This window comes from Endozoicomonas sp. OPT23 (assembly GCF_009653635.1).
In the GTDB taxonomy this organism is placed as follows: Bacteria; Pseudomonadota; Gammaproteobacteria; order Pseudomonadales; family Endozoicomonadaceae; genus Endozoicomonas_A.
This window is the reverse complement of sequence record NZ_PPFD01000005.1, coordinates 335,532-359,238: the sequence shown is the minus strand read 5'-3', so window position 1 is coordinate 359,238 and position 23,707 is coordinate 335,532. Positions and strand designations below refer to the sequence as shown.

The 23,707-nt window shown below is 45.9% G+C and carries 18 protein-coding genes; 10 read left to right on the top strand and 8 right to left on the bottom strand.

All coding sequences use genetic code 11. The features are described from left to right. The first annotated feature begins 1 nt into the window (after position 1). The 6 genes from EOPP23_RS13230 (at position 2) to EOPP23_RS13205 (ending at position 9,176) form a co-directional block, all read left to right on the top strand. Complete coding sequence (locus EOPP23_RS13230) at positions 2-496, top strand: MaoC family dehydratase (protein ID WP_153766463.1); 495 nt, start codon at positions 2-4, stop codon at positions 494-496. A 21-nt stretch (positions 497-517) separates the two neighbouring features. After that, entirely contained in the window at positions 518-1,720 is a 1,203-nt protein-coding gene (locus EOPP23_RS13225) for an acetyl-CoA C-acyltransferase (RefSeq protein WP_153766462.1), read from the top strand. A 188-nt stretch (positions 1,721-1,908) separates the two neighbouring features. Then, positions 1,909-2,295, top strand: a complete 387-nt coding sequence (locus tag EOPP23_RS13220) for a nuclear transport factor 2 family protein (RefSeq protein ID WP_153766461.1) — start codon at positions 1,909-1,911, stop codon at positions 2,293-2,295. A 155-nt stretch (positions 2,296-2,450) separates the two neighbouring features. Then, positions 2,451-2,882, top strand: coding sequence for a nuclear transport factor 2 family protein (locus tag EOPP23_RS13215; RefSeq protein WP_153766460.1), 432 nt, complete (start codon positions 2,451-2,453; stop codon positions 2,880-2,882). A gap of 173 nt (positions 2,883-3,055) precedes the next feature. Beyond that, a complete protein-coding gene (locus tag EOPP23_RS13210) occupies positions 3,056-5,503 on the top strand; it encodes a hypothetical protein (protein WP_153766459.1) in 2,448 nt (815 codons plus the stop codon). 217 nt (positions 5,504-5,720) lie between these two features. Beyond that, entirely contained in the window at positions 5,721-9,176 is a 3,456-nt protein-coding gene (locus EOPP23_RS13205) for a hypothetical protein (protein WP_153766458.1), read from the top strand. A gap of 67 nt (positions 9,177-9,243) precedes the next feature. Here EOPP23_RS13205 and EOPP23_RS13200 read toward each other — a convergent pair whose 3' ends face one another. Then, positions 9,244-10,014 carry an SDR family oxidoreductase gene (locus EOPP23_RS13200; RefSeq protein ID WP_153766457.1) on the bottom strand — a complete coding sequence of 257 codons (771 nt, stop codon included), beginning with the start codon at positions 10,012-10,014 and terminating at the stop codon, positions 9,244-9,246. 156 nt (positions 10,015-10,170) lie between these two features. On the opposite strand from EOPP23_RS13200, the gene EOPP23_RS13195 reads away from it, so the two are divergent. The 4 genes from EOPP23_RS13195 (at position 10,171) to dmpG (ending at position 13,952) form a co-directional block, all read left to right on the top strand. Then, positions 10,171-10,989, top strand: a complete 819-nt coding sequence (locus EOPP23_RS13195; protein WP_153766456.1) for an alpha/beta fold hydrolase — start codon at positions 10,171-10,173, stop codon at positions 10,987-10,989. Positions 10,990-11,003: 14 nt separating this feature from the next. Continuing rightward, positions 11,004-11,795, top strand: coding sequence for a fumarylacetoacetate hydrolase family protein (locus EOPP23_RS13190; protein ID WP_153766455.1), 792 nt, complete (start codon positions 11,004-11,006; stop codon positions 11,793-11,795). A 198-nt stretch (positions 11,796-11,993) separates the two neighbouring features. Beyond that, positions 11,994-12,908, top strand: coding sequence for an acetaldehyde dehydrogenase (acetylating) (locus tag EOPP23_RS13185; RefSeq protein WP_153766454.1), 915 nt, complete (start codon positions 11,994-11,996; stop codon positions 12,906-12,908). Between the two features lie 15 nt (positions 12,909-12,923). Next, a complete protein-coding gene (gene dmpG, locus EOPP23_RS13180) occupies positions 12,924-13,952 on the top strand; it encodes a 4-hydroxy-2-oxovalerate aldolase (RefSeq protein WP_153766453.1) in 1,029 nt (342 codons plus the stop codon). A gap of 19 nt (positions 13,953-13,971) precedes the next feature. Here dmpG and EOPP23_RS13175 read toward each other — a convergent pair whose 3' ends face one another. The 7 genes from EOPP23_RS13175 to fliO form a co-directional block, all read right to left on the bottom strand. Then, positions 13,972-17,790: a hypothetical protein gene (locus EOPP23_RS13175; RefSeq protein WP_153766452.1), complete on the bottom strand. Its 3,819-nt coding sequence runs from the start codon at positions 17,788-17,790 to the stop codon at positions 13,972-13,974. A gap of 268 nt (positions 17,791-18,058) precedes the next feature. Continuing rightward, complete coding sequence (gene flhA, locus EOPP23_RS13170) at positions 18,059-20,125, bottom strand: flagellar biosynthesis protein FlhA (RefSeq protein ID WP_304598732.1); 2,067 nt, start codon at positions 20,123-20,125, stop codon at positions 18,059-18,061. Between the two features lie 124 nt (positions 20,126-20,249). Beyond that, positions 20,250-21,377, bottom strand: coding sequence for a flagellar biosynthesis protein FlhB (gene flhB / locus EOPP23_RS13165; protein ID WP_153766450.1), 1,128 nt, complete (start codon positions 21,375-21,377; stop codon positions 20,250-20,252). Positions 21,378-21,395: 18 nt separating this feature from the next. Beyond that, the gene (gene fliR / locus EOPP23_RS13160) at positions 21,396-22,172 is read right to left on the bottom strand and encodes a flagellar biosynthetic protein FliR (RefSeq protein ID WP_153766449.1); all 777 of its coding nucleotides are present in this window, start codon (positions 22,170-22,172) and stop codon (positions 21,396-21,398) included. Further along, the gene (fliQ, locus tag EOPP23_RS13155) at positions 22,172-22,441 is read right to left on the bottom strand and encodes a flagellar biosynthesis protein FliQ (RefSeq protein ID WP_153766448.1); all 270 of its coding nucleotides are present in this window, start codon (positions 22,439-22,441) and stop codon (positions 22,172-22,174) included. The genes fliR and fliQ overlap by 1 nt, the downstream gene beginning before the upstream one ends. Before the next feature lie 48 nt (positions 22,442-22,489). Next, positions 22,490-23,242, bottom strand: coding sequence for a flagellar type III secretion system pore protein FliP (gene fliP / locus EOPP23_RS13150; protein ID WP_153766447.1), 753 nt, complete (start codon positions 23,240-23,242; stop codon positions 22,490-22,492). Next, entirely contained in the window at positions 23,243-23,707 is a 465-nt protein-coding gene (gene fliO / locus EOPP23_RS13145) for a flagellar biosynthetic protein FliO (RefSeq protein WP_153766446.1), read from the bottom strand.

The window sequence follows — 23,707 nt, the reverse complement described above, 5'->3', positions numbered from 1 at the left end:
CATGAGTGACGTTGTTACAGAAATTGTTACAGAAACAAGTAAAACAGTTTTTTCTACGCCCTTTGAAATGAAGGATAAGGTCGGTCAGCGTCTTGGTGAATCCGAGTGGCTGAAAATCGACCAGCAGCGCATTAATCTGTTTGCTGAAGCGACAGGTGACCATCAGTGGATTCATGTTGATCCTGAAAAGGCCAAGGACGGCCCATTCGGAGCCTGTATTGCTCACGGCTATCTAACTCTTTCTCTGGTGAATTATTTCCTGCCTCAGATTGTTGATGTTCAGGGTATTTCCATGGGTGTGAACTATGGCTGTGAAGGCATTCGTTTCCCTAACACAGTAAAGGTCGGTGCCAGCATTCGTGGTGTCGGTGAACTGGTTGCTGTTGAAGAAGTGAAGGGCGCTATTCAATCCACGGTGAAAGTGACCGTTGAGATTGAAGGTGAAGACCGTCCGGCCTGTGTTATCAATACTATTTCCCGTTACTTCCCGGCTTAATAGCCGTTCAAGGAGCTGAACATGAAAGAAGCCGTTATTGTTTCAACCGCCAGAACCGCTATTGGTAAAGCCTTTCGTGGTTCTTTCAACGATACTGAAGCTCCGGCTTTAGGTGGCCATGTGGTTCGTGAAGCCGTCGAACGTGCTGGTATCGAAGCCGGTGAAGTGGATGATGTATTAATTGGTGCTGCTGCCCAGCAGGGTACCCAGTCGTACAACCTTGGTCGTTTATGTGCCGTGGCCGGTGGCCTGCCGGATACCGTTTCCGGTATGGCTATGGAGCGCCAGTGTTCATCCGGTTTGATGACCATTGCCACTGCTGCCAAAAGCATTATGTGCGACGAGATTGATATTGCGGTTGCTGGTGGTCTTGAGTCTATCTCTCTGGTTCAGAACAAGCATAAGAACCTGTACCGCAATCAGTCCGAACTGGTGCTGGAGCAGGACGCTACTGCCTATATTCCAATGATGGAAACCGGTGAAATTGTTGCTGACCGTTACGGCATTACCCGCGAGCAGCAGGATGAATACAGCTATCAGAGCCAGATGCGTACGGCTAAGGCTCAGCGTGATGGTCTGTTCGATGCTGAAATCGTACCCATGACCACCACAAAGTCTGTTTTCAACAGGGAAACCAAAGAGGTTTCTTTTGAGCAGGTGACTATCGCTCAGGACGAATGTAACCGCGCCAGCACAACTCTGGAAAGCCTGTCCGGTCTGCCTCCTGTGTTTAAGGATGGTAAGTGGGTGAAGGAAGGTCGTTTTATTACGGCGGGTAATGCTTCTCAGCTGTCTGACGGTGCTTCTGCGTCTGTATTGATGAGCAGCACTCTGGCGGAGCAGAAAGGTCTGGAGCCACTGGGTATCTATCGTGGCCTGTCTGTTGCCGGTTGCAGTGCTGACGAGATGGGCATTGGTCCTGTACTGGCTATTCCCAAGCTGCTGAAGCGCAATGGTCTTAAGATGGACGACATTGGCTTGTGGGAGCTGAACGAAGCCTTTGCTTCCCAGGTGCTTCACTGCCAGAACAAGCTGGGTATTCCTAATGAACTGATGAACGTCAATGGTGGTGCGATTGCCATTGGTCATCCGTTTGGTATGTCCGGTGCTCGAATGGTGGGGCATGCGCTGCTGGAAGGTAAGCGTCGTGGAGCTAAGTTTGTGGTTGTCACTATGTGTATTGGTGGTGGCATGGGCGCGGCTGGGTTGTTTGAGGTTGTTTGATTAGTTTTAGCTTGGTGTTTGTCGCTGAAATTCGGGGTGTTCTACCCGCTCAACGATGCTTTCCTGCATCGATTCGCTAGCAGGCCATCCCTGGCCTTTGGTAGAGCACCCCGAACTCCAGCTTTGTCTGGTTCAGTGACAACCTCATACAGTTTTTCGTTGGTTTGGTTAGTTGGAGAATAATAAAAATGGTAAGCCCTGAAGTTCTGAAAGAGACTCTGGAAAAGTACATTGCCCTGGTTAATGCTCAGGATATTGAAGGCCTGAAGGCAATGTACGCTGATGATGCCACTGTTGAAGATCCGGTTGGCACACCGATGCATTCAGGTAAGGAAGCGATTGAAGCGTTTTATGCCAATGGTCTGGGTGCTGCGGATGAAGTGTCTGCTGAACTGGTAGCACCTATTGCGACGACTCATGCGGGCGAAGGTGCGTTTTCTTTCCAGATCAAGATCAAGCATGGCGATCACCGTATGCTGATTGATGTGACTGATGTGATTAAGCTGAACGCTGAAGGCAAGATTGTTTCCATGCGCGCTTTCTTCAGTCAGGAACATAATATTCAGTACGCCTGATTATTAACGGCTGTGACCTTATAAGTATGCAGGTACACGCAATTGAATATTAAATAGCTATATCCCCGCCAGAGGCGGGGATATAGCTTATCAATTCGTCTGTCTTGGTAACTGATTTGCAGCCGTTTCAAAACAACAATAAAAAGGAATTCAATATGAGTGATCTGATTGCAGACAAGCTGGCAATTCAAGAGCTGGCTTATGAATACGCCCGTTGTGCGGACCAGAAAGACTACGCTGGTTTTGCCAATGTCTTTACTCAGGATGGTGTATTGAGTATTCCAGCCATGCAGTTTGATGCAGAAGGTCTGGAAGTGATTCAGGGTGCTATGCAGCAACTGGAAAACTACAGCCGTACATTCCATCTGGTGGCTAATGTGCAAAGCACTGTTGATAATGACAAAGCTACTGCGCAAGTTTACTGTGTTGCCAGCCATGTCATTGCTGGTGATGACGGTGAGCAGAAGTTTGATATCGGTGTTATCTATGATGATAAGCTGGTAAAGACCTCTGAAGGCTGGCGTTTCAGTAAGCGGACACTGAATTCTCAGTGGTCACAGACTCAACCTCTGGATCAAGTCAGTTAAATAGTTCTTAGGCGGATTTTTTATCCGCCTTTCTTATCTAGCTTCATACTCTTTTTCCTTATTTTTGTAATGATTTTTTTGTTGAGTCTTATTAAATTTAAAACATGACGTAACCCTAATATTTATACTGTCTATAATGACGTACCCTTGAAGTGACGGGTATAAATATAAAAATGCTGAAGCCGATTGTTGTTTTTCTTTTTACTTTTGTTTATTGCCAGTTCTCTTTAGCCTGGCAAATTTATGTTCATGAAGAGTTTGAAGGTAAATTTATTGAAATTAATAAGGAAAAGAAGATTGTTCATATATCCAGTATGGATATCAAAGATATCTCGATAGATGAAAAAAATATTTTAGTGTTACCAAAAAAATCTTCTAATAAAGAAAATGATAAGTCGGCTTCTGAAACTTATCGTATCTCTCTTGATTCTTCTATTACTCAGGATTTTCTTTACCAGCATAGTAGAGGTGTTGGTAGTTATATTCTAAGACTGTACCAGCATCGTGTAACTGTGCTCACTGCCACCGGAATTCCACTTGCTGAATACTTGCTTCAGCACTCTCCAGTTTCAGAAATAGCAGTTGCTGCTAACAATGATTGGAACACACCTGTACTTTTTCCTGATGCTCCCAGCGTACCCGATCTGGTAAGTGATGAATGTGTCGATACATTAAAATCGAAAAAGCCCATTGGGAAAGAAGAAAGTCTGAAAAAAGGAAAAAAAACTGCTGATGCCAATAAGCATAAAACCAAGGCAGATGACACTTCTTCCAGCGATGCTGCTAAACATAAAACTAAGTCAGATGATTCTCCTTCCAGTAATGTTGATAAACGTAAGAGTCCCGATATTGAGCAGCCGAAAAGACTCGAAAGAACCGATATGAAGCCAATCGTTCACAACATCAAAAATCAGGTTCTAGCCTATATAGGTATCGTAAAAGGCTGGGGCTCAGTCAGTGATATAAAAGCTAAAGCAACAGCTATGGCGCGCCTTCTTACACCAGCATTGACCGTTTTTCTGAACTTCAGAAGGCATCAGAATATGATTGCAGAGCCAGGGGTCTCCTTCGAGGGTTTTGACTGTGCTGAGCTCAGCCAGCCAACCATGAGAGATACATGTTCGTTGCTGAATCCTCATATTACGTCAGACAGGTTTTCATTTTTCCTGCTTTCACGTCTGGATGAACAATTAAAAAAAGAAGATGCTTTTTGTTTTTCAAAGCTTGATGTTGTTGATGCCAAAAATAACGACTCAGCTATTTCGGAAGATCAGATCGTTGAGTATTTTCGAGGTGATTATGATGTATTAAAAAGTGGTGGTTCCCTCTACAGTGCAGAAATAATCTCTACTCACCAGGTATGCCTTCAGAACATTCATCAAGCTGATTTATTGAGAAGCCTTCGGGAGCTCTACCTTCTTTCTTCGAGGGAGACCGTACATAAAGTTCTCAATCATCCAGAATTTGTTCTTCGAAATCTGAAGATAAAACTAGCATTCAGTTATTGGGTAAGCCTTAACCCTATCGCCGGTAGGTATCTCAGCGCTGAGATATTGACGAAATACCTTGGGGATTTGAAAAAGGCCGGTCTAAAGAAAGAAGAAAAACAGCGACTATCTTATGGACAGTTGTTTGGTCCTGGGTCCGCAGAAGGTGCATTGTCTGTCTTTAGCTTTAGAGGCTGTTCTGAAGTTCGTAGATTTGCGCCGGATTTTCTGGACATGTGTTTATCTTATTCCTCAAAAGGGGACTTCGTAGAAGCAGATCTGATGGGGTTATTGTTGAGTTATTTCTCTCCAGATTACCTTGCTGTTTTTATAAGAAACAGAGCCCATATACTGGATAAAGAAAAATGCTCTGGACATGATGCCAGTACTAGAAAAGAGTGTATCAAGGTGGAAGGTGGATATAGTGGTTATCTGCTGAGGTCTATTGTCGGTGTGGGGGGATTCAAGAATGAGAAATTGTTTTCAGTTTATCTTAAGCAGCTTATACAATTTATTAAAACGAACTACCCTGTTTTTGAAGGTCGCTCTATAAAGCAATATTTCAAACTGGCATGGACATATGCAGGGGCGGTTTACCAGATCAGTGATTTTACGCATGATTATGATGAAACCCATCGAATGTTAAATAGTCTGCTTAATCATTATCTTGATGATTCATTTTATTTAAGCAGTTATTTTTCCGATTTAATAAGAAAAGAATATGATGTTATTAATCGTGATCTTCGAATTGAACGGAAACTGTCGTTCATACCTAACTGGGTATGGTTCACCGATAAAGAGGAGCCGAGAATTTCTTTGGAGCCTCGCAGTACACTGTTTGATATAACAAGGAGTGTGCCCAGTTATGCCAAAAAAGATTACTCATACTATTTATCCCAGATTGTTTCTGAAAAGTCTGAGTCAGAAGAGGTAAAGGTCTACCCGTGGGACGGTAGAGATATTAAAGACTGGAATAATCCGTTGTATCAGAAAACTGATCCCTATAAATTTGAAAAGCATATTCTGATTTGTCCGGGCGTCATGGCGCTGGGTTATGCTCAGGCGGGCCACAGAATGTACCTTGTGCTTGGGAACCAGTGTGAAGTACTTCATCATGAGCTTGTCAGGCAGTAGGTCTGTGTAACAAAAACCTGACTGGATAAGTGCCAGCGTTTTGACGTTTAGCATTATTATTATTCTATCAGAGTGCTAAGTGGTCTAAAAATATCCAGGATACAGGCACTGGTCTGTATCCTGCTCCTCTTGCGAAGTACCTTTCTTCAGAAGACCCAGCTTTCACCTTTCTAACTAGCCTGAATATATTCCTGATAAATTTAACGGGCTCATTCCAATGTTTTCCATAAAAAAAATCTCCGAAGTGGATTTTGGTGTTCTTAAGGGTATTGCTAAAAACGGAGGTGCTGCTGTTGGGCAACACGGCAGACATTCAGTTCATTCGGTGGACCCTGCTCGTCATCTTGCCCAGCTTGAAGGCTCGGTCAGAGAAATGGAAAGTAGAACAGGCCTCGCTAATGCTCAATCCGTTGGTGGGCAACATGACCTGAGTACACGGCCTCTTGTTTGGCTGGCGGAGAAGCTGAGTTGTATGGACTTCAAAGCCCTCGAAATACTCTCAGTGCAACAGATGATGACCCGAAAACAAACAGATGAAATGCTTGAAGAACTCGATAGCTTGAAGATTCCTCTGGAACAGAAAATACAGCTGCTGGAGATGATAGAAGTCAACGATGACAGTGTTGAGCAAACGATTAAAAAAGACATACAAGGTTTGCTTCAGGAAAAATCTGCTGCCTATAAACAGCGGCTTTCACCTGAAGACATCTCTAAGCAGCATCAGCAGCGTCTTGATCGAATCAGGCAGCAGTTACAGCAATCGAAAATTGGTGCAGCAACTCCCCCACCCTCTCCTCCTAACTCTTCACCTGTTTCAAGACCCGTTACCCCTCCTGTCACTAAAAGGCTGGATTTTGTCTGCGGCTCATTGGCAAGTCATCTCAATAAATGGCCTGATCAAGTGAATGATGAGTTTAAAGATTATTGTCGTATATTGCTTAACGGTACGGCAAACGACGGCCTGGTTAAGAATGGAGTTTATCAGGGAAGGACTAACTGGCCATCAGCGCAGGATCTTGAGCAATTCCTTGGTAGTCATGACCAGAGCTTTCCTCTTAAGAAAGAGTTTATTGCACTGGCAGCCAGATGTTTTCAGCTCCCGATTGATTGCGAGGTTCAGCAAGGTAGCAATGTTCTGTATCGACACTATGATGCGAAAGGGCACGTTGCACCTGTTCAAAAAGACATAGCATTGCATCTGACCCTATCGGAGGCTGATCTGACAGAAGGTTATTCACTGCGTAATGATGATGAAGATGAGGCACCAAAATCTCTGGCGTTCCATAACCTCAGACGGCCTGTCGTTAATTCCAGACAGACGCTTGAAGAAGTGCTGATTGGTCGGGGGATTATTGAAAAAGAGGATGAGTACCAGGGGATCATTAAAGCTTGGGGTAAAGATAGCAGCAGGCTGAAAAGCCCTGATTTTCCAGAGCAATACCGAAGGCTGAAGCAGCTCTACTTTGAATCAGACAGAGAGAACAGGCAATTCAGCTTTCGTGATATGGCCTATATCCACAAGTCAGGGCTTCTGGATTATTACAAAGAGAGGATTGATAGCGTCAGGTCTGGAACTGACGATATGTGGAATGTCTATAAAGACCTCGATAAAGACTTTGGCTATTACATAGATGGTATAGGCACTGACTGTGTTAACAGGGAAGCTGGCATTAAAGCCCCCCTGGCTGGCCCGGCAATGACTAACTGGTCGCAGAATTGCTGGGCAAATTCAGCCAATCAAATGCTGATGTCAATGATTGATAAGCCAGTAGTTCAACAGATTAGAGAGAAAGTCTATCAAGGCGAATTTCGAGTAGAGAGATCAGCAGTACGTGATGCGGTGCTGGAGTTGTGGCAGGCCTGTGATGACATTCGCAGTGGCAGAGAAAAGCCTCATTCGGTAGCAGGATACCAAATGACGTTGATGAGAGCTCTGCATGTTTTAGGGCAGAAAGACCCTGAAAACGGGACTATTAAGAATTTATTTGGCTCAGAGAAACCATCCTTGCAGGAAGACCCTCAAGAATACCTCAGTGCAATTTGTAGTTTGCTGGGTATGAACGAAATGCCGGAATACAGTATCAACGCTCAAACTCGTATCAAAGCTAACGTCAATGGTAAGGCAATAGCTCGCCCTTGCGGTATGCCTGCACAGTCCTGTGTTATTTCCATGCCAAGGCCGGAGAAACTATCTCCCGTCAGAATGCTGGAGCAGGCTTTTGGGCCAGCTTATTCTCATATGTATTCAAAATACAACCTGCCAGAACATGAACAGATAGCTTCTGATCTTTATGAGTTGCATCAATTACTAAGAAACCATCGGGAAGAAGATGGTGTTAACAATATTAGAAAGGCGGAAAGAAAACTGTTAGGCACGGTTCAGGCGTTAGCGGAAAGGTGTGTAGACCATGACGTACCAATAGTTTATGAGGCCATTGATAGGCAGGGGGCCAAGGTATTGGTACTTGAAAGTGACTGCTATTTTCAGAATGGTAAGTTTTTTCGGCAAGGTACTGTTTTGGGAAAGGCCCCTGATGCACCCTTTTTATCAGAGTTTGTGGGTGATTTAGGGCCCGGTAACAAAGACGCCTGGTTGGATATGCAAATGGACGGAAGCATTATTCTGGTCTCCAGAGATCAAATCGATACCAAATACACTAAAGGGGTCGCGGTTGTTGATCAGCAAGGCAGATTAACTCGACCCATGGTCGCAAGAGAATACGATGGACGTTTTGTTAAGGATGACGAATGTATAAAGCTCAAGCCAGGGACAGAAATACTGTCTCATGAAGGGAAAACTATTGCTCCCAAAGGTCAGGTTCCTGCCGGTGCCTTGGTAATGCGAAGGAAGATGGCAGAGTTAGTGAAAGGTCGGAATCTGGAGTCCATGACGCTAGTGGATACTCAGGTGTTATGTCAGGAAATAGGTGCCATGTTGGCAGTTAGTGACTATCTGGATATGCGTCCTGTCAGTAAGGCATACGCACCAAGCACCATTGGGGAGAGTCTTGGCACTTTATTGAAGGGCGTACATACCAGCAAGAGTGAATGGAGCAAAGAGGAGCTGGATAAAGCAGGTGCTGCAATTACTGACTGGTATCCGATGTATTTACAGCAGCAAGATATAAATGAGCAGTGGGTGGTAAATAAGGCACAGAGCCAGGGGTGTAGAAGCCTTGCCGAATGTTATCAGTGGCATTACGACAGCCTGGCAAAAAAAACGGATGTTAAAATACCGGCGGTGACTTCTAATGCGCTGGAAATGAATACGGCTAAAAACAGGCAGTTCATGGTCAGTCTCAAAATATTTGATACAGATATGAGAGGTCGAACAACTAAAACAGCAAAGGATGCGAAAGAAATTTTTGCCAGTATGGGTAACAAAATCAGGCTGCCCGTTATAAATGAACGAGGAGAAGAGGCCAGTGTTGAAGCCAAGGTGAAGCATCTCGTTTGTCATAAGGGGCAAACAGCTGATTTTGGGCATTACATAAGCTTACGTTTTTTGCCACGTGGCCAAATCATTGTTGAAGACGATACCAAAGTGATGGAGTTAAATGACTACCTCAGGTTTGAGGGGCGTCAGTCAGCAGATGGAAAAACGACATCACAAATACTGGAAAGCCTGAATCTGGAACCCTATGTAATGTTGGTCGAACGGACAGACAGTTAAAGAAAATCCCATTTGCCAGACTTTCTCTCACACTCATAAAGGTTAGAGAAAGTCTTGAACGGGTTTCTCAGGTATTTGCTGCATCCAGAAAAGCAGGCTTCTCTCCACCGCCATGCACAGTCACATCCGCACCACTGACGTAAGATGCCATATCTGATGCCAGATAAAGACAGGTGTCGCCAATATCTTCCGGTGTCGCCAGTCGGTTTAAAGGCACAGTAGAAGAGACACTTGCGATACCTTCATCATCACCATAATGCATATGTGCCTGTTCGGTCAGAATCATACCGGCAATCACTGCGTTGGTGCGTACCTTTGGTGCCCATTCAACAGCCAGAGATTTGGTTAAATTCAACAGACCTGCTTTTGCTGCACCATAAGCAGCAGTGCCCGGAGAAGGGCGGGTCGCACTGACACTGCAGATATTAATAATGGAACCACCCTCTTCCTGCTTCTGCATAACAGTATTGGCAATCTGACACAGGTTCAGAGGCGCAATCAGGTTCAGACGCAGAATTGATTCTGAGAATCTTGGAGAAACGGTTGCTGCATCGGCATTGGGTGCACCGCCAGCATTGTTGACCAGAACATCGAGGCGACCAAAACGTTCAACGGTAGCATCAACCAGTTGCTGAGCCTGCTCAATATCCCGAACATCACAAGAGAAGAAGACGGCTTTTCTGCCTTCATGCTGCGGCATGTTTTCAGGTTCGTTGCGACCGCAAATCACAACATCAGCGCCCTGCTGAAGAAAACGTTCGGTAATACCTTTACCGGCTCCTTTACCACCACCAGTAACCAGTACCACTTTGCCAGTGAAATCCAGAGGGTTATTCATTGTTCAACATCCCTTAAATAATCAGTTAAGGCGATGTTACCGACAGCCACGAAAGCTGTATTAGTCCTTGCAGACGATGATTGCAGAGCCCGCCATTGAAAGAATCATTAACCGAAAAGAACCGCCTGTAGAAAACGAATAACCAAAGGCTGAAGCATGAGCAGAATACCGGAATCAGACTATGTGCAGTTAAACGATGGATTGACCCTTCACTATCAGGAGGCCGGTATGGGTGACGCTGTCTTGTTTATTCACGGCAGTGGTCCAGGAGCCAGTGGTTACAGCAATTTTAAAGGCAACTATCCGGTATTTGCTGAAGCAGGGTACCGCGCCATTGTCCCAGACTTGCCAGGTTATGGCCTGAGTGACAAGCCGGACACTGAATACACACTCGACTTTTTTGTCGATGCCATGCTCGGTCTGCTGGGTAAACTCAGTATCAGCAAGGTAACGCTGGTGGGTAATTCACTGGGTGGTGCTATTGCCATCAAGATGGCGTTGGATCATCCGGAACTGGTTGAAAAACTGATTCTTATGGCACCGGGTGGTTTGATGCCAAAAGAACAGTATTACCAGCAGATGGAAGGCATTCAGAAAATGGGGGCGGCCTTTGCTGCCGGTGAGTTAGTCGAGCCCGCCAATATGAAGCGCCTGCTTGGCTTGCAACTGTTCGATGAAAGTCAGATTACCGATGACATCGTTAACGAGCGCGTCGCTATTGTTCTTGAGCAGCCAGCCTGTGTTCTTTCAACCATGCAGGTTTCGGTACTGACCGATCGTTTGTCTGAGTTGCAATGCCCAATCCTTGGATTCTGGGGAATGAACGACAAGTTCTGTCCGGTTTCAGGCGTTCAAACCATGATGGAGCGTTGCAGCAATATTCGTTTCAATATGCTCAGTGAGTGTGGCCATTGGGTAATGGTTGAACATGCAAAACTGTTCAACCGTGAATGCGTTGATTTTCTTAAAGACTGAACCGGAACTCTGTAATGAATAAAGAACAAAGAGCGAAGTACGGTGACGAGCTGTATCAGGCTTTGAAAACCGGTAAAACCATTGAGCCATTTACCGATCGTGACAGCGACATCACCATTGACGATGCTTACCATATTTCCCTGCATATGCTGGAAAAGAGGGTAGCCAATGGCGACAAAATCGTTGGTAAGAAGATTGGTGTAACGTCTAAAGCGGTTCAGGACATGCTGAATGTGCATCAGCCTGATTTTGGCTTTATTACCGATGAGATGTGGTTCAACAATAATGACGCCATTTCCATCAGCGAGAACAAACTGATTCAGCCAAGGGCTGAAGGTGAGATTGCGTTCAAACTGAAAAAAGATCTGGTGGGTCCAGGCGTAACTGAAAAGGATGTTCTGGAAGCCACTGAAAGTGTTATGCCTTGTTTCGAGATCGTTGATTCCCGCATTCATAACTGGAATATCAAAATTCAGGACACGGTTGCGGACAACGCTTCCTGCGGCGTATTTGTCTTGAGTGATAATGAAGTTGATCCGAATACCGTTGATTTGCCGTCTGCCCAGATGAAGGTTTACAAGAATGGTGAGCTGATCAGTGAAGGTCTGGGTTCAGCTGTTCAGGGTAATCCATTGACAGCAGTTGCCTGGTTGGCGAATACGCTGGGTGAGTTTGGTATTCCTTTCAAGGCAGGCGAGATTATTTTATCGGGGTCTCTGGTGCCTCTGGAGTCTGTCGTGGCGGGGGATGTTATGTCGCTTGAAATCGAAGGTCTTGGGACTGCTGAAGTTTCGTTTGCTGACTGATTATTTGGTTTCGTTTATATCGGCAGATGAGTCTATATCGGTCGAAAGAAACATAGCTCTTTCCGCTCAACGATGCTTTCCTGCATCGATTCGCTAACAGGCCAATCCCTGGCCTTTGAAAGATCTACATTCCTTTCGACCTTGTCGGGCTGAGTCGTTCAGTCTGGACAAGAATAAGAAAAATAGTTGGGGGATTGGATGAGTAAAAAACTAAAAGCTGTAATTATCGGGCCGGGTAATATCGGTACCGATTTGTTAATGAAGATGAAACGTTCAGACTGGATTGAACCGGTCTGGATGGTGGGTATTGATCCTGATTCTGAAGGTTTGAAGCGTGCCCGTGAAATGGGTATCAAGACCTCTTCAGAAGGTGTGGATGGCATTCTTGAACATGTTGTTAAGGACGATATCCGCGTTGCCTTTGATGCTACCTCTGCTTATGTCCATGCTGAAAACAGCCGCAAGCTGAATGAGCTGGGTGTGATCATGGTTGACCTTACGCCTGCCGCTATTGGCCCTTTCTGTGTGCCACCGGTGAACCTGAAAGAGCAGGTTGAAGGCGAGCTGAAGATGAACGTGAACATGGTGACTTGTGGTGGTCAGGCGACCATTCCTATGGTGGCTGCGGTTTCACGAGTTCAGCCTGTTGAATATGGTGAAATTGTTGCCACTGTGTCGTCCAAGTCTGTTGGCCCGGGCACACGTCAGAACATTGATGAATTTACCCGTACGACATCCGGTGCTGTAGAAAAAGTCGGTGGTGCGAAAAAAGGTAAAGCCATTATTGTTATCAATCCTGCCGAACCACCATTGATGATGCGTGACACCATTCACTGCCTTACTGAGGACGAGCCGGATCAGGCAGCCATTACTCAGTCCATTCACGATATGGTGGCAGAGGTTCAGAAGTACGTGCCTGGTTACAAGCTGGTTAACGGCCCTGTTTTTGATGGCCGTAAAGTGTCTGTATTTATGGAAGTAGAAGGTCTGGGTGACTTCCTGCCTAAGTACGCCGGTAATCTGGATATTATGACGGCGGCTGGTTTGCGTACCGCTGAGATGTTTGCTGAAGAAGCGGCAGCGGGCAACATTACTTTGCCAGCTCGCGGATAAGTGGAGATTGATGAAATGAATCTGAAAGGTAAAACAGTCAAGCTTCACGATATGAGTCTGCGTGACGGCATGCATGCCAAGCGTCATCAGATTTCTCTGGATGAGATGGTCAATATTGCGACGGGTCTCGATGAAGCCGGTATGCCACTGATCGAAGTGACCCATGGCGATGGTCTGGGTGGTTCTTCACTTAACTATGGTTTTCCAGCTCACTCTGATGAAGAGTACCTGAGTGCGGTCATTCCAAAGATGAAGAATGCCAAGGTATCTGCACTGCAGTTGCCGGGTATCGGAACCCTGGACCATCTTCGTATGGCGAAAGATCTGGGTGTGTCGTGTATTCGTGTGGCAACACACTGTACGGAAGCGGACGTTTCCGAGCAGCACATAGGCATGTCTGCAAAGATGGAAATGGATACCGTTGGCTTTCTGATGATGGCTCACATGGTCAGCCCGGAAAAAATTCTCGAGCAGGCCAAATTGATGGAACGATACGGTGCTAACTGCATCTATATGACAGATTCTGCCGGTTTCATGCTGCCGGATGAAGTGACCACCAAGATAGCTCTGCTGCGCTCTGAGCTGAACAGTAATACTGAAATTGGTTTCCACGGTCACCATAACCTGGCTATGGGTATCGCCAACTCTCTGGCTGCTATCGACGCAGGTGCTGAACGTATTGATGGTTCTGTTGCCGGTCTCGGTGCGGGTGCCGGTAATACGCCGCTGGAAGTGTTTGTTGCTGTTCTGGAAAGAATGGAAGTAGAAACAGGCATTGATCTCTACAAGATCATGGATGTTGCGGAAGATCGTGTTGTTCCCATCATGGATCAGCCAATCCGTCTTGACCGTGATGCACTGACTCTGGGGTATGCGGGCGTTTACTCATCTTTCCTGCTGTTTGCCAAGCGTGCTGAAGCTAAATACGGCATTCAGGCTCGAGATATTCTGGTGGAACTGGGTCGTCGCGGTACTGTTGGTGGCCAAGAAGATATGATTGAAGATCTGGCGCTGACCATGGCGAAAGAGAAAGGTCTTATCTGATGTTCCGCACCTGACCCAGTCAGTCAGGGTAAACTATAATACTCTGATCTGGCTGGTTACAGGGGCTGTTGATCCTTTCAGTACCTCGAATCATAAATAAGGCTTTGAACGTATGATGAGGGTTATTGTTTGAAGACTGAGTGATTAGAAATGGTTTGTTGTTGTAATAAGCAAGCAACAAATAACCGGTTTTTTCGTCCTTTGCATCATAAGTTTCTATCCAGCCTGTGTTGTGAATATCTCTATATAAAATCCCTGTGTTTTCTTTTCCACCGTTTACCAGCATTCCACCTTTTTTACTGGCTTCAGCCCATCGACCGGTGATGATTCCCTGACCTGTTTCTACTACCTGATCCAGGAGTTCGAGTCGATTCTCCCTGTTATCGGATTTTATAGTTGGAACAGTCCAGAGGCAGCTAGTTTGCCCCGAGCACCATTCGTACTGATGTAGATATTTATGGAAGCAGCCATAGTTCTGGTCAAAATTTCTATCTATCTCCAGCTGTTTATAGAGCTGGAGATAATCGGGAGAACCATTGGGAAATTCACTGGCTTCGAGTATTCCGATATGACTGAGATATAAAAGAGGGTTTTCCTGATGTTGATTTTGTTCAGTAAGTATCGCCTTCAGGTTAAGGTGGGTAATCAGTCGTTCATCAGATACTTCTGAAAATGGAATTTTTCTATTTAAGCGGTAGTAGCATGTCCCTGCTTCCTCCTGATCGTATGTGCATTCGTATTTATAAATAGGAATGTGGGTGTCTATGCTCAGTTGAGAGTTAAGACTGAGAGCTTCGGTGACTTTAAGAAGATCGTTATTCACACTGAGGCAGGCATCTCGCAAGTTGTTGAAACTGATTTTCTGGCAAAGAGCTTTGCTGGAAAGCATTTCTGGTTGACCGAAGTCTGACTCTTTACCTCCTGATAAGGCGTCTGCAGTCGGCGGAATATTATCCAGAATTCTCATTTGAGGATGTGATTTATCAGAGCAGTCAGGCATAAAGCTGCATTCGAACAGTTGGTCAAATTTTTTTATTCTGGCATTAACTGAGAGTGAATCTATATCCTTGAAGCTATCGAGGGAGAGGCCTGTTGCTTTGGCAAGTAGCGTGTAGGGAAGTTCTCCCTTTGGAAACCAGGGACTAACAGCTAACTCTTGAAGTTGATTGACCTTGTTGTATTGATCAGTATTTAAATAATATCGTATAGCATCAGCAACTCGAGTGCTTTTACCGGTACTTGAGTCGTTATCAAACCTGAAGGGGCGGGTGTGTGAAAGGTGGGTGTTGGGCTTGGCTTGCAGTAGTTTCTCGAATATACGACTGTGGGGTAGTCTGGCTTGCGGTTGTGGTGTATGTGAGTCGATGACTTGTGTTTCGATGGCTGCTAGCAGGTCGGTATCTTTTTGTACCGTAAAACTGTAAACCGTATCTGAATATATACCATCGATAGGTTGGCCAGGTGTCAGGTTGCTTGAGAAAATATGTTGTTTATCCTGAAACTCTCTTAATTTATAAATACTGAAGGGTGAATCACCAAGCCAGGTGGGTTCTATGGCTATTGGGATAGGGTTAGTGTCGGTTGGAAAAGGAAGGTTATAGGTGTATTTCTCTGCTGATGATATTTCCAGAACTCTCGGTTGATAACCCTGAGTAACTTTCTCCAGACCATTTATAAGACTGAACCTCGGTATAACCATCAACTTTGTCCGTTCAGGAAAAAACTGATACATACCTGTTTGCAACATGAAATAGTGGAAATGAAGATCATTCTGATACCAGTTATGCTGTTTCTCCAACTCAGTGGCCAGCCAGCTAATGCATTGCTTATGAAATTGCTTAGCGTGATTTCCATAGGGAATACCGCACCACATTAATACTTGGCTGACTGGGTCCAGGGGGCCTGTTATTGCTAGCCTGAGTTGTGACGCTGATACTGAATTTATTAAACGCTCGACTGTTTCTTCGATCAGTGATTCAGAGAGAGGAGCATCGAAAACGGGTGTGTTTTGAAATTGAGAATCTGTCACCGGGTAGCCTACAGGTCCAAAGAATAGACTCTGATTTTCTGATACCTGAAGAGGCCCGGATAGGATATTCAAGATTGATTCATTGAACTGATAAACAGCAGTAACAGGAAAAGCACCATATTTTTTCAGTAAATGCCCTGCTGAGGAGAATGCATGAATCAGTTGATTCGAGAGTATGGCGTTGATTTCATCTTCCGTGGATTGAGATCTCCCGGTTTTTTTGATTTTCCGTTTGGAAGGTTTTCTCTGTAAAGGAACAGATTGCTTTTCTGACTCTGGATACATTATGTACGCAAAAGCACCAGTGGCAGCTGCAGTGATAATAATAGGTGTGCTTCTTTTACTGAATTGGAATAGCTTAAAAGGGGTAAGCCATAAATATGAAGGTGTCGTTGTATGCGGCCTTTTAGATTTGATGACGTATTTCCTGGGCTTATGGCTCCCTGTGAACTTCGAAATCAGCTTGCCAGAAGCTGCTGTTAAGTAAGCACTGGTTTGATAAAAATAAAATGATGTCCACTTGGTCAGTGATCGTTTGACTCTTACGAACTTTGCTTGAGCTTTATCAATCAGCTGCTTAAATCTGGCTGCCACTGAGTAAGATAGTTTTTTGTAGTTATTTATTTTTGGTACCAGGTCTGGTTCTTCTATAGGTGATATGTCACCGCTGGTATCAATGGGTGGAAGCTTAGCGGGAGGAGGTGCGCCCGGATTGCTGTTAACAAATGGTGGGTTAGCATTTGGCGATACAGACTCTGGAAGAATGATGGGCATCAGTTTTTTCACTGGAAGGTCGTTAGTATCTTCTGGTTGTTTTTGTTCTGGGTTAATTTCTATTTCTTCAGTCTCGTCACTGTTTTTCTGCTTCTCGGGTACGGACTCAGTCAGTGGCTCTATTATTTTCTGTGAAGCCTCAAACGTATCCTCAGGTGTTTCTACGCTTTCAATTTCCTGTACATCCGTATTGGATGAATCGGTTACATCTTCATTTGCGTCTTCTGTATCAGGTTCTACATTCTGTTGCGTTTCTGCCGGTTTCTGGTCTGATATGTCAGTAACCTGAGCTGTAACTTCGTCGACTGAACCTATAGTTTGAGTGTCGGCCACTTCAGTTTCTTGAAATTCATTTAAGTCAGAATCTGTATTTGTATTGGGGGCAGGTTCGACTTCCTGTGTTTCTGGAATATATGTAACAGGTAGTGACATTGAAGCAGCGGGATCTGGTGGCTGTGACGATATGATTGTCGGTGCAGGAGGTAAAAATGGATGCAGTGGGTAAATGCCATGAAACGGCTGTGGGCCCGGTGCAGGGTAGTATATTTGCGGTACTGGCGCTGAGTTTGCCTGTACAGGTGTCATAGCCTGGTTATAAGAAGCCGGTGAATATTGTGGGTGACCAGCTTGAACCGGCTGTATATATGGCACTTGTAATTGTTGTGGATGATTAATACCTGGTAAGTAGCCCACAGCTGGATAAGGTTGTTGGTTGATATGAAATGTTGACGGTTGATAGAACTGACTCAACTGTTGAATGAGTTGCTCAGGATTTTGGATGACGGCTGTATTATCGAGCCCTAACGGAACTTGAATAGGTTGGTTAAGGGGGAATGGCTGATCAAGAGCTTGCCGAATAACAGGGTTAAGGACATATCCGTAATTGGTTTTTGTAAGAAGGCTATGGTTAATTAAATCATTTAGATCACTAATGGAAAATATAAGTGACTTTATATTTGGACTGGAGAATGAAAGGCAGAACGTGACGAGTAGGCACTTTAGATAAATGAAATATTGTGTTCCTGAACCGTTCATACTGTTGAGAACATTGACTCGTTAGTTGTTAACGCTTCCTAGGTTAGTTGCTATAAGTTTTTTTGCTGAAAAGAGTAAGTAATGACTTGTGGTTTTATGGAAATACTAATTATGTTCAGTAATCTGTGACTGGCGATTCTTACCATGCGTTACTTTTTGTCGGTCTGCCAGAATTCAGACAAAACTGTTTTCCCTGCAAAGCAGAGAGGGTAAACATCGAAGTGAAAATGTTTACCCTCTCTATAGAGCAGACTGATTACTCTAGATGTCAGCCAAGGTTGATGACGACAGAGATTTGTCGACTGTCCGGAATTTCATTGTATGAAAGTACCGACATCTCTGGCGCACAAAGTCGTGAGAATCGAGCCAGCAATGGTCTTATCTGCGGTGCCACCAATAATACCGGTACATGGCCAGCATGGGTCATTTGTCGCATGGCTTCCGGCATATGTTGTTGAATTTGTTCAGTGACATTGGGTTCCAGTGGAATAGCATCTGGTGAAAACTGGTTGCCACCCTGTTGCTGTACTTTCTGATAGGCCTGCAACAGCAGTTGTTCCAAAGGTTGTGCCAGAGTAGCTACCGGAATCATGGGAGTCATACCCACCAGATTATCCAGAATGGTTCTTCGCAGAGCCACACGAACTTCCTGTGCCATAGCCAGAGGGTGAGTATGGCGTGTGCTGGCAGTAATCAATGTGCCAGCAATGGTGCGAATATCACTCAGAGGAACCTTGTCTTCCAGCAGTCCTTGAAATATTTGCTGCAACGCATGAGTGTTCAGTTTGGCGGGTGTCAGTTCTTCATATAAGCGTGGAGCAGACTCCTGAAGCTTATCCAGAATCTGCTGGGTCTCTTCATAACCCAGCATCTCCGGACAGTGGTCTTCGATGATCTTACTGATATGAGTAGCAATAACGGTTGATGGATCCACCACGGTGTAGCCAAGAGTCAGGGCTTTATCCCGCTGATCTTCATCAATCCAGATCGCTTCCAGACCATAGGCAGGTTCAGTGGTCGGTATCCCATCTAATTGGCCGAACACTTCACCCGGGTTTAACGCCATCAACTTTCCGGATTGAAGACTGCCTTCAGCAATGGCGATACCTTTCAGATTGATTCGATATTCAGTGGGGTTCAGTTCCAGATTGTCACGGACGTGTACGGTCGGAATCAGGAAGCCCATATTGGTAGACAGACTTTTTCGTATACCCTTGATTCGATCCAGAAGTTCACCGCCACGATTTTCATCCACCAGTCCGACCAGACGATAGCCCAGCTCAAGACTGATCGCGTGAACCATCGGAATATCATCCCAGCTCAGCTCTTTTCTTTCTCGTGGTGTTGACTGAAGTGCTTCTTCAGGGATTTCCGGCAAAACAGAATCCTGCTTTTTGCTGATGCGCCAGGCCACATAGCCTGCAATAGCACCCATGGTCAGAAAGGCAAAATGAGGCATGCCGGGAACCAGTCCCATGATAATCAACACACCTGCTGTAATGCCCAGCGCACGACCAGTACCAAACATCTGGCGGGTAAGCTGGTCACCCATGTCTTCAGAGTCGGTAACGCGGGTTACCATAATGGCGGCAGTAGTAGACAGGAGCAGGGAAGGAATCTGGGCGACCAGACCATCACCAATGGTCAACAGGGAATAGGTTTTGAAGGCATCTGCAAAGCCAAGGTTATGCTGCAGTGTACCAATAGCGACACCACCAATAATGTTGATAAACAGAATCATCAAACCGGCAATAGCATCACCACGGACAAACTTGCTGGCACCGTCCATGGACCCGTAAAAATCTGCTTCCTGTCGTACTTCGTCACGACGAGTCCGGGCTTCATTCTGGTCAATCAGGCCGCTGTTGAGGTCAGCATCAATAGCCATCTGTTTACCGGGCATGGCGTCCAGAGTAAAGCGGGCAGACACTTCCGAGATACGACCGCCACCTTTGGTCACTACTACAAAGTTAATGATCATCAGAATAGCGAAGACCACCAGGCCAACCACATAATCACCACCAATAACCACATTACCAAAGGCTTCGATGACTTTACCGGCAGAATCCCCTCCCTCATGGCCGTATAACAATACGACACGGGTAGAGGCAACGTTCAGCGCTAGTCGCATAAGGGTTGCGATCAGCAGAATGGTTGGAAAGACGCGGAAATCCAGAGGCCTGAGGGTGTAAACAGCCACCAGAAGAACAATCAGTGCCAGGGCAATGTTAAAGGTGAACAGGGCATCCAGCAGAAGGGGGGGAATCTGCAGGGTGACCATGGCCAAGAGAGCCAACAGCAAAACCGGGGCACCAAGGCGACCGGTGCTGGACATGATTCGCCCGCTTAAGGAAGTTCCGGATGATGTACTCATACTGCTCATGGTTGTGTTTGCCACCCCCGGGCGCGTTGTTTCATTGACTTCATGGCTTGGTTAACTGGTGACATTTTTAAATCGTTCAGTACTTTTTATAGGCTTCAGGAATATCCAGCTCTGGCAGGTTTGGTTTTGATGTATCACTGCCTTTCCTGAACTGATTCAGCTGGTGGACATAAGCCAGTACCTGGGCAACAGCGAGGTACAGGTCGGCAGGGATTTCCTGATCCAGTTTGGTTGTGTGGTAAACCGCCCGGGTTAGCAAGGGCGCTTCTATAATCTGAATGTTATTACCGTTGGCAATATCACGAATATGAAGGGCGATCTGGTCAACACCTTTGGCAATAACAAAAGGTGCGGAAGAACGTTCGGTGTCGTATTTAAGAGCGACCGAATAATGCGTCGGGTTGGTGATGATTACATCGGCATCCGGCACTTGCTGTATCATGCGCTGATTAGCCATCTCCCGCTGGATCTGGCGAATTTTTTGCTTAACCTCAGGGTTACCTTCCATATCCTTATTTTCGTCTTTTACTTCCTGACGAGTCATTTTCAGCTTCTCTTTATGACTCCATATCTGGAAAGGGGCGTCTATGGCGGCTATCAGAACCATAACCAGCGCGTAGGTTAAAAACGATGTCCCCATAATGCTCAGGCCCGTGGCTATGGCAGGCATCAAAGGCTGGCGACTGAGGTTGATCAAAATCGGATAGTATTTAAGCGTCAGCCAGCAAAGGCAGCTGAAAATCAGAACTATTTTCAGCACTGATTTTAAAAGCTCCATGGCACCGTTTTTGGAGAACACCTTGCCAGGCCATTTCAGAGGATTCATCCGTTCAAACTTGGGCGCAAGATTCTTGCTGCTGAACAGCCAGCCCCCTACCATGAGCTGGCCAAGAACACCGGCCATAAACAAAGAAAATATAATGGCCGAAGTGATGGGAAGTATCGCGGAAAGACTGTTTTCAACCGCCATAAACATGGTTCCGGTATCCATGATCTGCGATCGAGTGAGAGAGAAACTGTTTTCCATAACGCCTTTCATAGCGTCGGCTGCAGCAATCAGTCCCAGTTTCAGAGCAAAACAGGCTGTCAGCAACAGCAGGGCAGAATTCAGCTCTCTGGAGCGTGCTATCTGCCCATCTTCACGGCTTTTTTCTAATCGCCGGGCACTGGGTTCTTCTGTTTTTTCCTGATCTGTTTCACTCATAAGGTGGTGTCTGGCTTGTCAGCTTCCCTGTCCGGCGTATGACTTCAGAATTAACAGTGCTTCTTCCGTCATATTCAGAAAAACATCAGGCAGACTTGCCATCACCAGCAACAGCGTGAGCATTCCGAAAATCATGGTCATGGGAAAACCCAGCGCAAAAATATTCAGCTGAGAAGCCGCGCGACTCATAACGCCAAAGCAGAAGTTTACCATCAGCATGCTGAACACCGCTGGCAGAGAGACCAGTAAGGCACCGGTAAACAACCACTGTCCCATAAGTACCAGATCAATAAAGTCCTGAGTGTTGATACCACTGCCAATGGGCATGGAATAAAAACTTTCTGCCAATACATGAATCACTACCAGATGACCATCCATTGCCAGGAAAACCATCAGCGTAAAAATCTCCAGCCAGCGACCAATAAGGGGGACGCCGGGACCTCGCTGTGGATCATTCATAACCGCCATTGCCAGACCCATCTGCATCGACATCATCTGCCCCGCCAACGTGAACACGGTAAAGAGCAATTGCATGATCATGGCAAAGGTAAGGCCAATGACAATTTGCTCAAGTGTTAGCATCAAGGCTTCAATGGACAGTGGTTCAACCGGTTCCAGTGGCGGAATCTGGCCGGAAATCAGCCATGCCAGAGAGCAGGCCAGAGCCAGTCGGGCATGTCGGGGTACGCCTCGACCACCAAAGGCAGGCATTAACCAGAGTGCTGAGCCACAACGAAACAGTGGCCATAGCACCTGCCCGAATAAAGCCGTCAGTTCAGCACTTGATAATCCCATCAGCTGACCAGCGCAGGAATATTAAGGAAAATATCGGTGGTCAGTGCCATCAGCTTTTTCAGGATCCACGGCCCCGTCAGTGTGATCGTAATAAGGATGGCGATCAGTCGAGGCAGAAAACTCAGAGTCTGTTCGTTGATCTGGGTAGCGGCCTGAAAAATGGCAACAAGCAGGCCGACCAGAAGGCTGGGAGTGATGATTACCAGCACCAGCATGACGATGAGCATCTGAGCCTGACGGAATAAATCCAGTGCTATTTCCGGAGTCATACTGCTTTCTCCATATTCAGTCCTGCTACTTCCAACGACACTGATACGCTATTGATAACTTGCAGCCAGCGTTCCAACAATCAGAGACCAGCCGTCTACCAGAACAAACAGCATGATTTTAAAAGGCAGCGACACCACCAGAGGCGACAGCATCATCATACCCATGGCCATCAGAACACTGGCAACCACCAGGTCAATCACCAGAAAAGGAATAAACAGCATAAAGCCGATCTGAAAAGCAGTGGTCAGCTCACTGATAACAAAGGCTGGAATCAATACCGTCATCGGCACTTCATCGACACTGGTGGCAGCAGGCAGTGCGGCAATATCAGACATCTGGTTCAAGGCTGAAGGTCGTGTCTGGCTCAGCATAAATTCACGGAACGGCACGCTGCCCTGTTCTATGGCCTGTTGAAAAGACAACTCTTCGGCCATCCAGGGTTGAACAGCCTGCTGCCATGCCTGATCAAAAACCGGCTGCATAATAAACAGGGTCAGAAACAATGCGAGGCCAACTATTACCGGGTTAGGCGGCGACTGTTGCAGGCCGATGGCCTGTCTCAACATGGAAAGCACGATAACCACACGGGTAAAACTGGTCAGTACCAACAGCAGCGCTGGCAGAAATGACATAGCACTGAGCAGAAGTAAAATCTGCAAGGTAGTGCTGTATTCCTGACTGCCTTCATTACCAGACACTGAAAACAGTGGGATATCCGGTGCGGCTGAAGCAAGTGGGGCAAACAGTGCCAGTGGCAGAAGTATGGATAACCACTGCACGTTTTTATGGATTCCTGGCATTTAGTTAATCCCGCTACCGCTTAAATCGTTATTCCCGCTACTGCTTAAATCATTGCTACCGGTTTTGTTTTGTCCCAGAACCTGTGTTGCCCATTGCAGTGGTGACTTCAGTGTCTCTCTATCTGCTGCTGTAGAGGTATTAACAGACACTTCACTGATAAGGTTTATTCCCTGTGAGGTAACGCCTAACAGAAGTTGTTTGTCACCCACCTGAACCAGGCTGAGTTTTTCATGGCGACCAAAAGACGTGGTTTCTATCAGGCGAATATGACGATCAGATTGTCCGAAGTTTCCTATCCGCCCGGTTTTATTCGTCAACCATGCCAGTGCCAGAATCAGACCTATCACAAGTCCTAGCATCAACAGTATTTGAATCAGACTTTCAGTCAGGTTCGTGTTGAATTCCGAGGCTTGAGCTATAGGACTCATCAAAGCTATGGGTATCAGCAGAAGGTTGCGAAACAT

Excerpts from the sequence above, each read along its gene's own strand:
- EOPP23_RS13230 (WP_153766463.1), top strand. The coding sequence starts at position 2 with ATGAGTGACGTTGTTACAGAAATTGTTACAGAAACAAGTAAAACAGTT.
- EOPP23_RS13225 (WP_153766462.1), top strand. The coding sequence starts at position 518 with ATGAAAGAAGCCGTTATTGTTTCAACCGCCAGAACCGCTATTGGTAAA.
- EOPP23_RS13220 (WP_153766461.1), top strand. The coding sequence starts at position 1,909 with ATGGTAAGCCCTGAAGTTCTGAAAGAGACTCTGGAAAAGTACATTGCC.
- EOPP23_RS13215 (WP_153766460.1), top strand. The coding sequence starts at position 2,451 with ATGAGTGATCTGATTGCAGACAAGCTGGCAATTCAAGAGCTGGCTTAT.
- EOPP23_RS13210 (WP_153766459.1), top strand. The coding sequence starts at position 3,056 with ATGCTGAAGCCGATTGTTGTTTTTCTTTTTACTTTTGTTTATTGCCAG.
- EOPP23_RS13205 (WP_153766458.1), top strand. The coding sequence starts at position 5,721 with ATGTTTTCCATAAAAAAAATCTCCGAAGTGGATTTTGGTGTTCTTAAG.
- EOPP23_RS13200 (WP_153766457.1), bottom strand. The coding sequence starts at position 10,014 with ATGAATAACCCTCTGGATTTCACTGGCAAAGTGGTACTGGTTACTGGT.
- EOPP23_RS13195 (WP_153766456.1), top strand. The coding sequence starts at position 10,171 with ATGAGCAGAATACCGGAATCAGACTATGTGCAGTTAAACGATGGATTG.
- EOPP23_RS13190 (WP_153766455.1), top strand. The coding sequence starts at position 11,004 with ATGAATAAAGAACAAAGAGCGAAGTACGGTGACGAGCTGTATCAGGCT.
- EOPP23_RS13185 (WP_153766454.1), top strand. The coding sequence starts at position 11,994 with ATGAGTAAAAAACTAAAAGCTGTAATTATCGGGCCGGGTAATATCGGT.
- dmpG (WP_153766453.1), top strand. The coding sequence starts at position 12,924 with ATGAATCTGAAAGGTAAAACAGTCAAGCTTCACGATATGAGTCTGCGT.
- EOPP23_RS13175 (WP_153766452.1), bottom strand. The coding sequence starts at position 17,790 with ATGAACGGTTCAGGAACACAATATTTCATTTATCTAAAGTGCCTACTC.
- flhA (WP_304598732.1), bottom strand. The coding sequence starts at position 20,125 with ATGTCCAGCACCGGTCGCCTTGGTGCCCCGGTTTTGCTGTTGGCTCTC.
- flhB (WP_153766450.1), bottom strand. The coding sequence starts at position 21,377 with ATGAGTGAAACAGATCAGGAAAAAACAGAAGAACCCAGTGCCCGGCGA.
- fliR (WP_153766449.1), bottom strand. The coding sequence starts at position 22,172 with ATGGGATTATCAAGTGCTGAACTGACGGCTTTATTCGGGCAGGTGCTA.
- fliQ (WP_153766448.1), bottom strand. The coding sequence starts at position 22,441 with ATGACTCCGGAAATAGCACTGGATTTATTCCGTCAGGCTCAGATGCTC.
- fliP (WP_153766447.1), bottom strand. The coding sequence starts at position 23,242 with ATGCCAGGAATCCATAAAAACGTGCAGTGGTTATCCATACTTCTGCCA.
- fliO (WP_153766446.1), bottom strand. The coding sequence starts at position 23,707 with ATGTTTCGCAACCTTCTGCTGATACCCATAGCTTTGATGAGTCCTATA.